Genomic DNA, 14,918 nt, shown 5'->3' on the forward strand with positions numbered 1-14,918 from the left:
AAATTTTATTATGCTTTTAGAGATAATAATAGATTTTCAAAAGAACACAGTGACTATTTAAAAAGTAAAAAATATACAATAGAAAATTATAAAAAACTAAAAGATAAGTTTGGAACTATAGTTTATATATCTAATCAAGATCTAGAACCAATTGATATTTATAAAATGTACAAACAAAGATGAGAAATCGAACTAGTTAACAAGTTTTATCAAGATAACTTGAACCTTAAAGAAGTAAATAAAAAGAGTGATATTTCAATTTATGGAGCAGAATTTATTAAAATGCTTTCTACAATTATTGGTTATAGAATAAAAAATAAATTCGAAGAAAGAGGTATCTTAAATGAAAAAACTTTTAGTGAAGCACTAAAAGTATTTAACTCTTATAAAAAATACAAAATAAATATTATAGGTGATTCTTGAATAGTTGGTAAAATTTCAAAAAAGGATGAAGAAATGATTTTATCTTGTCTTATATAGTGTATATTTTTGGAATTCTTTATTTAACCAAAACAAATACTCTGAATTGTTTACTTTTAAGGGTGGACCTCTTTGTCTAAATGTTTTAATGTTATTAAAAGATTTTCAGAAGATATTGACTTAATTTTAGATTGAACTATTCTAGGATATAAACTAGATGAACCATATACTCAAAGAACAATATCAAGCCAAAATAAATTCAATGCAGAAATGAATAAAAGAACAGCATCATTTTTAAAAGAAGAGTTTATAAAAACACTAGAAAATGATTTGAATCAATTTAATCTTAAGTTCTACATTGACGAAAAAGACGAAAACACAATTTGGTGTAAGTACCCAACTTTCTATACATCAGGTTATATAATCCAGGAAATAAAATTAGAGATAGGTTCTATTGCAACAACTAATCCTTTTAAAGAAGTAGAAATAAGTAGCATCATCGAAGAAACTTTTCCAGGTACATTTACCAATTCATCTTTTATAAGAGCGATCGATCCAGAAAGAACATTTTGAGAAAAAGCATTAATTTTACATTCAGTATGTAACAAACCTGAAGAAAAACCATTTAACTCAAGATATGCAAGACACTATTATGATTTATATTGTCTAGTGAACTCATCTTATAAAAACAAAGCATTAGAAAATATAAAAATGCTTAAAGAAGCAACTGAATTTAAAAAGAAATTTTATTGAATTAAATATGCTAATTATGATGAAGTTTTAGAAAATAAAAAATTAAAATTAATTCCAAGTGAGTTTAGAATCGAACAAATTAGAAAAGATTATGTAGATATGAAATCAATGTTTTATGGAGAAATTATTGAATTTGACAAAATCTTAGAAACACTTAAAAATTTAGAAAAAGAAATTAATGATAAATTATCAAAAGAAAATGTTTGAAATTAGAAAATAATAACAAAAGTTTTAAATTTTGCTTAAACAAATCTTTAAAAAAGATTTGTTTTTTTTGTCTATTTAAATTATTTTTAATTCCTATTGAGAAAGCAAGCTATTATTACTAATGAAAAAAAGTCGGAATTCCGACTAAATTTCACGAGTTAATAAGTTTTTTATGCTAAACTAAAAATAAATAACCGGAATTCCGACTAAATTTCACGAGAGGTATTATATGCATATTAAAAGAGATTTCTATTTAAATAAACTTATAGAAAAACAAAACAATAAAAAAGTAAAAATAATAACAGGTATAAGACGTTGTGGAAAATCTTATTTATTAATTCATATTTTTTATAATTATTTAATTTCAAAAGGTATTGAAAAAGATCAAATTAACATTTTATCACTTGATAAATATAGTAATAGAAATTATCGTGTCCCATCGATGTTAAATAAATTTTTTGAGGATAATATAAAAGATCCAAATAAAAAATATTACTTTTTTATTGATGAAATTCAATTATGTAACAATGAATACAATGAAATAACAAATTCATATGATACTTTTATTGATGTTTTATTAGAATATTATCAAAATGATAATATTGAAATTTATATCACTGGAAGCAATTCTAGAATGCTATCAAAAGATATACTTACTCAATTTAGAGACAGAGGAGATGAAATTAGAGTTCATCCATTATCATTTAGTGAAATTTATGAATTATTTGAAAATAAGCAGATGGCATTAAAACAATATTTTGTGTATGGTGGAATGCCTTATATTTATTATCTAGATGAAGAAAAACAAAAAACAAATTATTTGCAAACTTTGTTTACTGAAACTTATTTAAAAGATATTATCGAAAGAAATAACATTATTAATAATCTTGAAGTATTGGATATTTTATTGAACTTTATATCTTCAACTGTAGGTTCATTAACAAATCCAACTAAACTATCAAATAGGTTTGATTCTGAGAATAAAATTAAAATATCATCTGAGACAGTCAAAAAATATTTAGATTATTTTAAAGATGCTTATATAATTTCATCTTGTCAAAGATTTGATGTTAAAGGTAGTAAACATTTTAAAACACCTTTAAAATATTACTTTACTGATATTGGACTAAGAAATGCTAGATTAAATTTTAGACAAATTGAACATTCTCATATTATGGAAAATATCATTTATAATGAACTAATAAAAAGAGATTACACTGTTGATGTAGGAGTTGTAAAATACGATTACAAAACTCCAACTAAAAGAACAGAGATTGAATTAGAAATTGATTTTGTTGTCAATAAAGGTCATGAAAGATATTACATTCAATCAGCACTAAATATAGATAGTTATGAAAAACTAAAACAAGAAATCAATTCATTAAAAAGAGTTGATGATTCTTTTAAAAAAATTGTTATTGTTAGAGAAAACATAGTATCAAGAAATGATGATAATGGAATATTGTTTATTAGCCTTGAAGATTTCTTATTAGATGAAAACATATTAAACTAAAACATCATTTAAACAAATCTTTTTTGAAGATTTGTTTTTTATTAAAAGATAAACAATGAATTAATACGCGTTAAAATAGTCTTATGAAAACAATAAGAATATATGAAATGTTTGCTGGGATTGGTTCTCAATATAAAGCATGTAAAAATATAGAAAAAGAGTTAGATATTAAGTTTGAATCACTAGGTGCATGTGAGTGATTTATTGATGCAGTAATTGGTTATATGAAAATACATTATGGCCAAATTAAAAGTGAAAACAATTTATCTAAGCAAGAAATGATTAAATTATTATCAGATTATTCTTGATCTGCAGATTCAAAAAAACCAGTAAGAGAAAATTATTTTTCAACAATGAATGAAGAAAAACTAAGAAGAATTTTTCCCTATCTTTTTGGTTTTGTTAATAAAAAATATTTAGCTAAAAAAATCAATATAGATATCCACGGGGGGGGGAATCTTATACAAATATTAAAAAGATTGATATTCTTCCTAAAGATATTGATATTTTAACTTATTCTTTTCCTTGTCAAGATATTTCTCAACAAGGTGCACAAAAAGGTATAACAAAACAAACTAGATCAGGTTTGCTTTTTGAAGTTGAAAGAATTTTAAAAAATAATAAAGATAGACTACCAAAAGTCTTGCTATTAGAAAACGTTAAAGCTCTAGCAAGTTATAAATTTAATAAAGATTTTACAAATTGATTAAATACATTAAAAAAACTTGGTTATGAATCTAAATGAAAAGTAATTAATTCAGCTGATTATGGTTCTTATCAAAATAGAGAACGTGTTTTTTGCATATCTTATTTATCAAAAAATAAAGAATTTGATTTTCCTAAAAAAAATGAAAACAAAAGAACTTTGAAAGCAATTATAAAAAATGAAATAGATATGCAAGAATGTAATAAACTATTAAAATATTTTAAAGATGATTTTTATGTAACTAAAAATAATATTTCTAAAACAAAACTTGTTGGTTATACTAACTTTAATTCTGAAGCTTATATTTACTTACCTGATAAATTAGGACCAACACTTACTGCATCTGGAGCAAATTCTAGATTAAAATTTTATTTTAAAGAAACAAATGAACTTAAACTCATTTCTGCTAAACAAGCTTTTTTATATATGGGATTTAATAAAAAAGATTACGAAGCAATTAAAAAAGACGACTTATTAACTGAATCAAAAATGATTTTTCTTTGTGGGAATTCAATATCTGTAGAGGTATTAGAATGCTTATTTAAGGAGATGATTTTATGTGAAGTAGTATAGATATAAGAGTCTTTAGAATGCATTTTGAAACTAGATCTTTTAATAATGAAAAATCAACAAGTGCTAAGGCAAAAGGATATATCGATCTGTATTTAGATTTTTCAACAAAAATTTTATATGTTCCACATTGAGAAATTAAATTTGAATCTTTATATTTAGATTTATATACAACACCAGCATGATTTAAAAGCAGAAAGAAAAATTTTAATTTAAGAAAATCTTTATTTGACAAATTAGGTTTACGTCAAACAAATAGACCCGATAAAACAGAGAATCGATTATATGAATTAGATCAAAATGAATTAGAAATAGCTAACAAATGATTTAATGAAGAATATAATTCAACATTAAAAAACATTATTTCAATTATAAAAGGAAATAATGCAGGAGGGTCATTTAAAAAACCTAGTGCAGCAGAAATGATTGGTGTAAATTTATACAATAAATATGAAGAATATAAATATAATTTAACTATGTTTTTTGACCTAATAACTTATAAAGATAAGAGAATTCTAGATTTACTTGAAAATGATGAAAATAGTATGCTTATAGATAAATTAGAAAGTATTAATGATTTTTTAGATTACATTGTTAATTCTAATAAATATCCTATTCATTCAAACCTTTTAAAACTTACAACAGTAAAACTTAATCTAAGTTATGAAGAAAGAAAAAAATTTTTTGTTTCAAAAAGTGCAAAAATTATGGATATGGAAGAAACGATCAGAGACTCTAATAAAAAATTATCAGAAATAGATAAAAAAATTAAAAGAGCTAGAAGCAAAGCTTCAAAAATGAAAATTAATGTGTTTAAGAGAGAAAAAGGTTACTCATATGAAAATGCACACATCTTAGATGTAGCAATTATAAGAAATAAACTTATTGAATTAATAGATGAAAATAAACAACTTGATGATGCGGAATTTTTGAACTTATTTGATTACATAACTGATGAAAACAACATGTTGAATTTGCAAACACAAGTTCATAAATGATTTGATAAAGGATTTTTTAGTTTTAATAAAAATGGTGAGATCACTAAAACAAAAAACGACTTTGATATAAACGAGTACAATGAACTAGGCTTTTACAAAACAATACCAAAAGATAAATTAACAGATGAAAGAATAAATTATATAAACTTAAGAAATGAAAATAGAGGACTAAAAATAGACTAGTTCAACTAGTCTATTTTAAATAGTTTCTTAGAATTTAAAGTAGTTTGTTTTATAACTTCTTCAATAGGTATATTTTTCAATTCAGCTACTTTTTTAGCAGTGTAGTAAATATATTTAGGGTGATTTAATTGACCTCTAAAAGGATGAGGTGTTAAATAAGGTGCGTCAGTTTCTAACAATAATTTATCTAACGGTATTACTTTAACTGCTTCTTGCAGATCTTTTGCATTTTTAAAAGTAACCGCCCCACCAATATTTATATAACAATTTAGATCTAAAAATTTTTGAGCATATTCTTTATTTGCTGAAAAGCAATGTACAACTTTAGGTATTTGATTTAGATCTTTAATTATTTCTATAACATCATCGTATGCTTCATAAACATCTTTTAAATCTCTAATGTGCATTTGTAAAACTTTGTTATGCTTTATTGCTAAATTAATATGATCTTTAAAAAATTCTTTTTGTAATTGTTCATCTTCTCTAGTGTAATAATAATCTAATCCAGTTTCGCCTATTGCAACAACTTTCTGATGATTAGCTAATTGATCTAATTGATCTATCACACTTTTATCATAATTAGATACTTCATTAGGATGAATTGCAACTGCAACATAAACATCTTCAAATTGTTCTGAAAGCTCAACTGCTTTTTTTGAACTGGTTAAATCAAAACTAGCACATAATCATGCTCCAACGTTGTGTTTGTAAGATTCTTCTATCATTTGTTTAACATTAGCATCTTTATATCTAAAATAGTCATTAAAATGTATATGATTATCAAAAATTTTATTATTATCCATAGCTTAACCTCTTGTTTAATATAATAAAATTTTAACAAATAACATATAATAACTATAAAATATAATTACAAAGGAGGAACTAAAATGAGTAAAGTTCTTGTTTTAAAAACAACAGCGCAACCTGATGAAACATCAAACTCAGTTGCATTAACAAAAAGATTTTTAGAAGAATATAAAAAATTAAATCCAAACGATGAAATCATTGAAATAGATTTAAACAAAGAAGAGGTAGGAACAAGTATATTAACACAACAATCATTTCCTACATTTTTCCAACAACAAGCAACTGTTGATTACATTAAATTATTAAAAAGTGTAGATAAATTAGTTATTGCTTGTCCTATGTATAATTTTTCAACACCAGTTACATTAAAAACATTTATTGATCACGTTTCTTTAGCTAATGAAACATTCTCATATAAATATTCTAAAAAAGGAGATGCTATTGGATTAATAACCAACCTAAAAGCTCAAATTTTAGGAGTTCAAGGAGCACCTTTAGGATGATATACTTGAGGAGCACACACTCAATATGTTGAAGGAGCTTTAGGATTCTTAGGAATTAAATTTAATAAAACTGTTTTACTAGCTGGAGTAAAAGTTGGAGAATTGGCTCAACTTTCACCAGAACAACGTGTTGAAACAATTATTGATGACATTAAAGAAGCTGCAAGAATATTTTAATCAATTATAAAAGAGGGATAAAGGATTATCCCTCTTTTTCTATTTTTAAGATAGTGCTTTTAATTTTCTCTAAAATCAATAACCGCTCTACCTATGAAATCACCTTTTTCAAGTTTTTCAAATATTTCAGCAACTTGATCTAATTTAACTACTTTAGTTACTTCTGATTTAACTAATCCTCTAGCTGCATAGTCTAATGCTTCTTGCAGATCTTTACGAGTACCTACAATAGATCCTGCTAGCTCACGTTCTAATAACACAGTTCAAAATACAGAAGCACCAAACTCATCTTTTCCTAATTTATCTTTAGCAGGTAAACCTACTAGAACTTGACGACCACCACGTCTTAACATTTCCATTCCTTGGTTAGCTGCTGATGTTGCAACAGAAGTGTTAACTACACCGTGAGCACCACCATTTGTAGCTTCAATAACTTTTTCAATAGCGTTAACTTTTTTGCTATTAAATGCAAATTCTGCACCCGATTTTAAAGCTAGATCAACTTTTTCATCAGTTACATCAATACCAATAACTCTATAACCCATTGCTTTTGCATATTGGATAGCCATTTGACCTAGTCCACCAACTCCAATAACAACAACAAAATTTCCAGGTTTTAATTTAGCTTGTTTAACTGCTTTATAAGTAGTTACTCCTGCACAAACAACAGGAGCACCTGTTATGATATCTAAGTCTTTTGGAACTAAGCCAACAAAATCTTCATGTCCGATTGCATATTCTGCATATGATCCATCTTTTGTATATGCTGACATATTTTGATCAGGACACAATGTTTCTCTACCGCTTAAACAATATTCACAGTGACCACAAGCATCATGCAATCAAGCAAGACAAACTCTATCTCCAACTTTTAAATGTGTACACCCAGGACCTAGTTTAGTAACAATACCAATTCCCTCATGACCAGGTATTAATGGATATTTAGGTTCAACTAATCAATCATAATTTGCTGCGTGTAAATCTGTGTGACAAATTCCGCTAGTTTCCATTTTGATCAAGACTTCTTTTTCCTTTGGTTCAGGAATGTCTACCACTTCTACACTTCATTTGTGTGGTTGACTAACCACAAAAGCTTTCATTTTTGCCATAAATCCCCCATATTGAAAACACTTAATAGAAATATTCTTTTACTATATTTCAACTAAATTATAGCTTTTAATTATCACCTTTAGTGGAAACAGGGCATATTCCAGACACCTTTAGTGGAAACAGGGCATATATTTATTAATTTGAAAATTAAACCGTTTATGTTTCACTTATTTTAGTTTTTTAAATATAAAAAAGACAGAATGCTATCTGTCATTTTGTACACATTTTACTAGTTATTTTGTGAACTATTAAATTTTTGTATTCATGAATTTATTTTGTTTTCATGTTTCTTGTATTCTTCAAAAATTTCTTTCATGTGTTTTAAAAAACTAACCCTTGAATGTTCCTTGCTTTGGTTTCTTCTTTCTGCAAGTTTATCTAATACTTCATTTAAAGAACTAAAGGATTTTGAATATTCATAAAATTCTAAAAGTTTAGATAATGACTCTCCCTCTTTTGAATTAAAGAAAGTTTCAGCTTCTTTTGTTTTTAAAATATCAAGTTTTTCATTTTCTTGTTTCTCTCTCAAATCATTTATAAATTTTTCAATTTTTGATCCAATTTCTTTTTTAATTTGATCAAATTCATTTTCAAATTGAGTATTATTGATACTTGTGATACCTTCTCCGCTAATTTTTAATTTTTACAACGAAAATTTTTATCATTTTATGTTTAAAAAAACAACAATATCATTCAACACATCTATCTATAATTGGATGAACAAAAAATAGCATCTTTGCTATTTTTAATACAAAAATTTTACTATTTAGTCTGAAATTAAGAACCTAAATATTTGTCTATCAATTTATCTATTTTACTTTTGTATTTTTCATAATTATCAAATGTAGATTTAGCATATTCTAAAAAAATTTTTTTAGATTTTTTTCACTCGGATACTCTTCTGAAAGTTTTTCTATAGCTTCTTTTATAGATTCAAATGATTTAGATTTTTTATAAAATTGAAAAATATTATCTAAAACTTTACCTTCTTCAGATTCTAAAATTTTAGTAGATTTTTCTACTTCTATTTCTCCCAATTTACTTATCAACTTTTCAATCTTTGGACCAACATTTTTTTTAATATTTTGAAATTGTGTTTCTTGTTCTTCAGCAATTTTTTTGGTTTCTTTTTCTGGATCAATTTTCTTTTCAGTAGGTTTTTCTTGTATTTCAGCTCTAGTACATGCAACAGCAACAATTCCAGTTGTAGCAACCATTGTAAATATTGATAATATAGATACTAACTTTTTCATATTCTCATTCCTATTTAACTTTTTACATATTTATACTATCATATTTAAAATATTGCTTATTAAAAATAAACAAAATTATTTTCCTAAGCAGTATTTTCTAAAAATGTTATCAATAATTTCATCTTCGTATTCAACACCTATTAATTCATTTAATAAGTTTCATGCATCATATAAATCAACATTAACTATATCAATAGGCATTCCTGATTTAATTACATCTAAAGCAGTTGTTAGTTTAGCTTTAATTTGTTCAACTAATGCAATTTGATTTAATCCAATTAAAATTAATTCATCATTTTTTTTAATTTCTTCATTGTTGTACATTTGATTAATTTTTAAAATTAATTGATCTATATCTTGATTTTTAGCACTAGTAAACACAACGTTATTATATTTCTGATTTAATAATTGAATTTGTTTATCATCAAGTTGATCAGTTTTATTTACAACTAAAATTCAATTTTTATCATTTAGTAATTCAAAAATTTCTTTATTATCTTTATCATCAATATTATTGTAGTTAACAACAAATAAAACTAGATCAGCTTTATTAATTAAATCTTTTGATTTTTTAATCCCTAAACTTTCAACAACATCATCAGTTGATCTGATTCCGGCTGTATCAATTAGATCTAAAGTTACATTTTCTAAACTAATTTGTCCTTCAACAATATCACGAGTTGTTCCTGGAATATCAGTAACAATCGCTTTATCTTCATTGATTAAAGTATTTAAAATAGATGATTTACCTACATTAGTTTGACCGATAATTGCTGTTTTAATTCCTTCAGAATTTTTAAATGCCATTTTTGATCTAATTAAAAGTTTATTGATTTGATCATTTATTATCTCTAATAATTTAGTTAAATCCTCAGTGCTTGATCCTTCAACATCATCATAATCAGGATAATCAATTGAAACTTGAATTCTACTAATAATATCTAAAAGATTATCTTTTAATTCGATAACAGCTTTATTATTAGCACCACTCATATTAGCAACACCAATTTTTAAAGCTAATTCATTTTTAGCATGAATTAAATTATTAATACCTTCAGCTTGAATTAGATCGATTTTTCCATTAACAAATGATCTTTGACTGAACTCACCTCTCATAGCCATTCTAGCTCCTGATTGAGTAATTATATTAATAATTCTATTAGTGTTTAAAATACCACCGTGACAAGCAATTTCAACTACATTTTCACCAGTAAATGAATTAGGAGCAACAAAACAAGTTAAAACAACTTCATCAATTAATTCATCTTTAAAATAAAGTTTTCTAACAAATATCCCTCTTTTAGTTTGGATTTGATCTTTTTCTTTTAATAATCTATTAATTACAGTAAACGCTTCATCTCCACTAATTCTAATCAAAGCTATAGCTTGAGTTGAAATATTAGTAGCAGGAGCAACGACTGTATCTTGTAATGTAATCATCAAATCATCTCTTTTCTTTATTGATATAATTTTATAAGACCAATTTATTAATGGTAGTTTAAATATTATTGCTAATTAAATATTTCTTCAATAATAGGGTCTCTTCAATTGTTTTTTATTAACACTGGGTTTTTATTTAAATTTCTATTTACTATTTCTAATATTCTTTCATCTGATATATCTTTTTTCAGTATTTCTATTAACTCGCTAGTGGAAATAGCAAAAATATTAATTCCATTTATAGTAATTTTATTCTTATTTGATGTTTGAAGTTCTATGAATTGACAAGATCTAAAAATATTTAAAACATTAGAATCTAACTGATTGGCTACAAAAATAGTTTGTCCTCCTTTATAATTAGCATTAAAATTAACCGAATGTCTAATCACTGGTTCTATTTCTGCTCTCTTTTGATTGCTCGGGTTCATTAGCGTTGCCTCTATTAATAAATTATAATCCTTAGAAATTATTTCAATATCTCCATAATAACCAGGTTTGTGTAATAGTGGTAAATTATTGGAATCCAAGCTAACACCAAAACTTTTTAATATATCATAATCTTTATTTTTAGATATATAAAATCAAGCGATAGAAATTATATACTCAAAAATCGTAGGTATTGTAGCGCTTGTTGTGACATGCTTGAAGACTTTATCGTCATTTCTATTAATAATGTTAATTAATATATCAATAATTTTCTCTTTTGGAAAATTATTATAAATAAAATTTTTAAGATTAATTTGTTTTTGTAATTCAAGAACTCTATTTAAGTCGTCATTTAAATTAATATTCAATCTTTTCTTAACAGTGTTTTTAATTTCAGGAATTTTATCACTTATATCAAAAATTTCTTCCACAGAAACATCTGAAAATCAAATACTATCGCTACCCGTTTCATAATATAAATTATCTTCGCCACATAGTTTAAAATCTTTGTTAGCAATATTAATAAAAGAATCAATAACAATTCTATTTACTAAATTAACTAATTTATTATTGAAGTTAATTAAACCCGTTATTTCAAATAAGCGTTTAGTTATATCGGAATATTCTTTGATTAGATCGTTTGTCTTACTATAAATAAACTGAGTATATATTTTAGAATTATCGTCATCTAATAAAAAGTTATTTTTATTATTTCTCAAAAATGTAGAGACGCTATCTTTTTCTTTATAAACAAATAATTTAGCATTAAAACCAAAAGCTTTTTTAATTCTTTCATCATATGATAGATCTATTAAATTACGAAGATTATCTTCGGTTTTGGTATTTTTAAAAACTAGTAGACTAGAGATGAATTCAACATAAAGTTGTGAAGCAATAGTAGATTTATTGTTATAAAAAATTTTAGATAAATTGCCTTTATGCCAATTATCCAGACTAAATTTTTTACTTAGTTCACTTAAGTCTTGTTCTATGATAAAATACTTTAAAAAATATTGATTATAAAATTCTTCAAACGTTATTTTTTGTTCTAAAACTAGTTGGTAATTATTAATTATTTTCTCTATGTATGATTCATCAAAATTTGGTCTAATCGATTGAATTATTGCTAAAAAATGATTTTGTTCAACATTCTCATATTTACATAATATTTTTAGAGCAATTCTAAAAGGATAAAAATATTTACCAGAATTATGGCTATAAATTCTTAGTTTTAATAGTTGTCTTAAATATACAAGATTGTCAGTGGATAACATTAGCATTTTCTCTAATTCATCAGCTTGAGTAATATTATTTTTTATATAAGAACTACCTACTGTACTTAAATTTCTCTGACTATCAATAAATCCAATTTTCAATAAATTATTTGTTAATGTTCTAGCTCTTAAACCCTTTTTAGAATCTTCTGGATACTTATAATTTTTTAATCTTTTAAAATCCGCAAATAATTCTTGTTCATTATTGTCTTCTAGTTGAACTATTTCATTAATAAATGATCTGTAAAAAATTTCTTGAGTTTCTTTATTTTTATTTCAAACAATATCGTTATTCATAAAAATATTTAATTGTTCCAAAATAACCTTGTTTACCCCAACTATTTGTTTAACCCTGATTGAAGTATCTCCTAAATTAAATATGGAATTTACTTTTTCTAGTTTCATTTTGACCCCATTTAAAAACCGTATAATAGATTTATCTATTGTATAATATATAATTATAAAATTATATTAACATAGAAGTGGAGACAATATATGAAAAATATAAACCGCAACCATTATACAGAAAAAGATATAAACAGTTCTCTTAGCAATTTTTATAATAATGCTATATGTACAGATGATGACAAGAAAAAACTTTTAAAAATTAGCAATAGAAGGTATTTGGGATCTAAAACAAAAATCTTAGATTTTATTTATAGTGTTATTGAAAGTGAAATCAGTAATATAAACACGATTGCAGATATTTTTGCAGGTACCGGGGTTGTTTCCAACATGTTTTACCAACTTAATAAAAAGGTTATTGTAAACGATATACTAGAATCTAATTATATTTGTTACAATGCTTGATTCGGTAAACAAAAAGTTAATATAGATAAACTTAATATAATTATTAATGAATTAAATAATCTTGAACCAATTGATGAAAACTACGTATCATTACATTTCGCCAACAAGTACTTTGATTTATACAATGCAAAAAAAATTGGTCTTATAAGAGAAAAAATTGAAACATATAAAATTAACAAAAGAGAAAAGCATATATTATTAACATCCCTATTGTATGCAATAGATAAAGTTGCAAATACCACAGGTCATTACGATGCTTTCTTAAAAAAAGAAATAGCAACAAAAAAAATAGAATTAGTTCTTCTTGATATTAAAAATGATAATAATGATAATGAAATATATTGTGAAGATGCAAATAAATTAGTAAGGAAAATAAAAGCAGATCTATTTTATATAGATACCCCGTATAATTCTAGACAGTACTCCAGTGCATACCATTTAATTGAAAATATAATAACTTGAAAAAAACCTAAAGTTGAAGGTGTTGCTAGTAAAATGGTAACTCGTAAAGAAAAAAGTTCAATTTATTGTACCAAAAAAGCCAAGCAAGCATTCGATGAATTAATTAGCAATATTAATACAAAATTTATTTTAGTTTCATTTAATAATATGGAACAAAAAGGTAACGAACGTTCTAATTCTAAGATAAGCAAAGAAGAAATTATGAAAATATTAGAAAAAAAAGGAGAAGTGTTTGTATATGAAATACCTTATAAATATTATTCAACAGGAAAAAGTAAAATTGATAACCATAAAGAAATTTTATATTTTTGTAAAGTAAATAATGAAAGCAATTAATAAACAAAGTAATTTTATAAAATCCCCTTTAAATTACACAGGTGGTAAATATAAATTATTAAAACAAATAATTCCCCTGTTTCCTGAAAAAATCAACACTTTTTATGATTTATTTGCTGGCGGTTGTGATGTTTCAATCAATATAGAGGCTGAAAAAATAATTGCTAACGATATTAATAACAATATTGTAGAACTCTTTCAATTTTTCAAAAAAAATGACGTAGACACTATTATTAGAAATGTTGAAAAAGTTGTTGCAACTTATAAACTATCAAATACTAAATTAAATGGGTATAAGTATTACAATACAAATTCTTTAGTTGGATTAAAAGAAACTAATAAGTATAACTATACAAGATTAAGAGCTGATTATAATGAAAACATTTTCAATGATATAGAAAAAACAATTGTATTTTATGTATTAATAATTTTTGGATTTAATAATCAAATTAGATTTAATAATAAAAAATTATTTAATACCCCTTGTGGTAAAAGAGATTTTAATATGAATTTAGAAAATAAATTGATCTCTTTTAAAAATAAACTAGATAAGTTAAACATTGAATTTCATTCTTTTGACTACAAATATTTTTTAGATGCTGAATTTGAATATAACGATTTTATATATATAGACCCTCCTTACTTAATTGCTAATGCTACGTATAATGAAGGCAATAATTGAAATATACAAAAAGAGGTTGATTTATATAACTTTTTAGATGAGATTAGTAGTAAGGGTATTAAATTTGCTTTATCAAATGTTGTGTATCACAACGGAAAAACAAATGAAATTTTAAAAAAGTGGGCTGAAAAATATAATGTTCATTATTTAAATTATGAATACAAAAATTCTAATTATCAAAAAAATAAAGATAGCAAGTCAATAGAAGTTCTTATTACAAACTACAAAAAGTAGATGGAAGAACACAATCAATTGAAAAAAATCTAAAACCGTAGTTAAATCTTTTCT

15 protein-coding genes are annotated in these 14,918 nt (G+C 24.5%); 9 read left to right on the forward strand and 6 right to left on the reverse strand.

Annotation, left to right across the window (positions count from 1 at the left end; genetic code table 4):
- From AB668_RS03545 to AB668_RS03570, 6 genes are all read left to right on the forward strand, one after another.
- On the forward strand, positions 1-480 hold a 480-nt coding region (locus tag AB668_RS03545), incomplete at its 5' end, for a transposase (protein ID WP_050517648.1).
- A gap of 72 nt (positions 481-552) precedes the next feature.
- A complete protein-coding gene (locus AB668_RS03550) occupies positions 553-1,386 on the forward strand; it encodes a nucleotidyl transferase AbiEii/AbiGii toxin family protein (protein ID WP_050517649.1) in 834 nt (277 codons plus the stop codon).
- Between the two features lie 223 nt (positions 1,387-1,609).
- Positions 1,610-2,893: an ATP-binding protein gene (locus AB668_RS03555; protein WP_050517650.1), complete on the forward strand. Its 1,284-nt coding sequence runs from the start codon at positions 1,610-1,612 to the stop codon at positions 2,891-2,893.
- An 83-nt stretch (positions 2,894-2,976) separates the two neighbouring features.
- The gene (dcm_N, locus tag AB668_RS03560) at positions 2,977-3,405 is read left to right on the forward strand and encodes a DNA (cytosine-5-)-methyltransferase N-terminal subunit (protein WP_050517651.1); all 429 of its coding nucleotides are present in this window, start codon (positions 2,977-2,979) and stop codon (positions 3,403-3,405) included.
- Positions 3,402-4,172 carry a DNA (cytosine-5-)-methyltransferase gene (dcm, locus tag AB668_RS03565; RefSeq protein ID WP_235443343.1) on the forward strand — a complete coding sequence of 257 codons (771 nt, stop codon included), beginning with the start codon at positions 3,402-3,404 and terminating at the stop codon, positions 4,170-4,172. Before dcm_N ends, dcm begins: the two co-directional genes overlap by 4 nt.
- On the forward strand, positions 4,157-5,350 hold the full coding sequence (locus AB668_RS03570) for an MAG4270 family putative restriction endonuclease (protein WP_050517652.1): 1,194 nt from the start codon (positions 4,157-4,159) through the stop codon (positions 5,348-5,350). Before dcm ends, AB668_RS03570 begins: the two co-directional genes overlap by 16 nt.
- Positions 5,351-5,355: 5 nt before the next feature.
- Here AB668_RS03570 and AB668_RS03575 read toward each other — a convergent pair whose 3' ends face one another.
- On the reverse strand, positions 5,356-6,153 hold the full coding sequence (locus AB668_RS03575) for a TatD family hydrolase (RefSeq protein ID WP_050517653.1): 798 nt from the start codon (positions 6,151-6,153) through the stop codon (positions 5,356-5,358).
- An 84-nt stretch (positions 6,154-6,237) separates the two neighbouring features.
- Here AB668_RS03575 and AB668_RS03580 point away from each other — a divergent pair, with 84 nt between their 5' ends.
- Positions 6,238-6,837: an FMN-dependent NADH-azoreductase gene (locus tag AB668_RS03580; protein ID WP_050517654.1), complete on the forward strand. Its 600-nt coding sequence runs from the start codon at positions 6,238-6,240 to the stop codon at positions 6,835-6,837.
- Positions 6,838-6,896: 59 nt separating this feature from the next.
- On the opposite strand, the gene adhP is transcribed toward AB668_RS03580, so the two are convergent.
- The 5 genes from adhP to AB668_RS03605 all read right to left on the reverse strand — a co-directional run bounded on the left by adhP (position 6,897) and on the right by AB668_RS03605 (position 12,745).
- Positions 6,897-7,946 carry an alcohol dehydrogenase AdhP gene (gene adhP / locus AB668_RS03585; protein ID WP_327138682.1) on the reverse strand — a complete coding sequence of 350 codons (1,050 nt, stop codon included), beginning with the start codon at positions 7,944-7,946 and terminating at the stop codon, positions 6,897-6,899.
- A gap of 230 nt (positions 7,947-8,176) precedes the next feature.
- Positions 8,177-8,476, reverse strand: coding sequence for a hypothetical protein (locus AB668_RS03590; RefSeq protein WP_050517655.1), 300 nt, complete (start codon positions 8,474-8,476; stop codon positions 8,177-8,179).
- 331 nt (positions 8,477-8,807) lie between these two features.
- Complete coding sequence (locus AB668_RS03595) at positions 8,808-9,200, reverse strand: lipoprotein (RefSeq protein ID WP_050517656.1); 393 nt, start codon at positions 9,198-9,200, stop codon at positions 8,808-8,810.
- A 75-nt stretch (positions 9,201-9,275) separates the two neighbouring features.
- The gene (gene mnmE / locus AB668_RS03600; protein WP_152908053.1) at positions 9,276-10,637 is read right to left on the reverse strand and encodes a tRNA uridine-5-carboxymethylaminomethyl(34) synthesis GTPase MnmE; all 1,362 of its coding nucleotides are present in this window, start codon (positions 10,635-10,637) and stop codon (positions 9,276-9,278) included.
- Positions 10,638-10,711: 74 nt separating this feature from the next.
- Positions 10,712-12,745, reverse strand: a complete 2,034-nt coding sequence (locus AB668_RS03605) for an AlwI family type II restriction endonuclease (RefSeq protein WP_050517658.1) — start codon at positions 12,743-12,745, stop codon at positions 10,712-10,714.
- A 90-nt stretch (positions 12,746-12,835) separates the two neighbouring features.
- Here AB668_RS03605 and AB668_RS03610 point away from each other — a divergent pair, with 90 nt between their 5' ends.
- The gene (locus AB668_RS03610; RefSeq protein ID WP_050517659.1) at positions 12,836-13,948 is read left to right on the forward strand and encodes a DNA adenine methylase; all 1,113 of its coding nucleotides are present in this window, start codon (positions 12,836-12,838) and stop codon (positions 13,946-13,948) included.
- Positions 13,935-14,864, forward strand: a complete 930-nt coding sequence (locus AB668_RS03615) for a Dam family site-specific DNA-(adenine-N6)-methyltransferase (RefSeq protein WP_050517660.1) — start codon at positions 13,935-13,937, stop codon at positions 14,862-14,864. Before AB668_RS03610 ends, AB668_RS03615 begins: the two co-directional genes overlap by 14 nt.
- Positions 14,865-14,918: the final 54 nt, after the last annotated feature.

This window comes from Mycoplasma sp. HU2014, assembly GCF_001199495.1.
GTDB lineage: Bacteria > Bacillota_I > Bacilli_A > Mycoplasmatales > Mycoplasmataceae > Mycoplasma.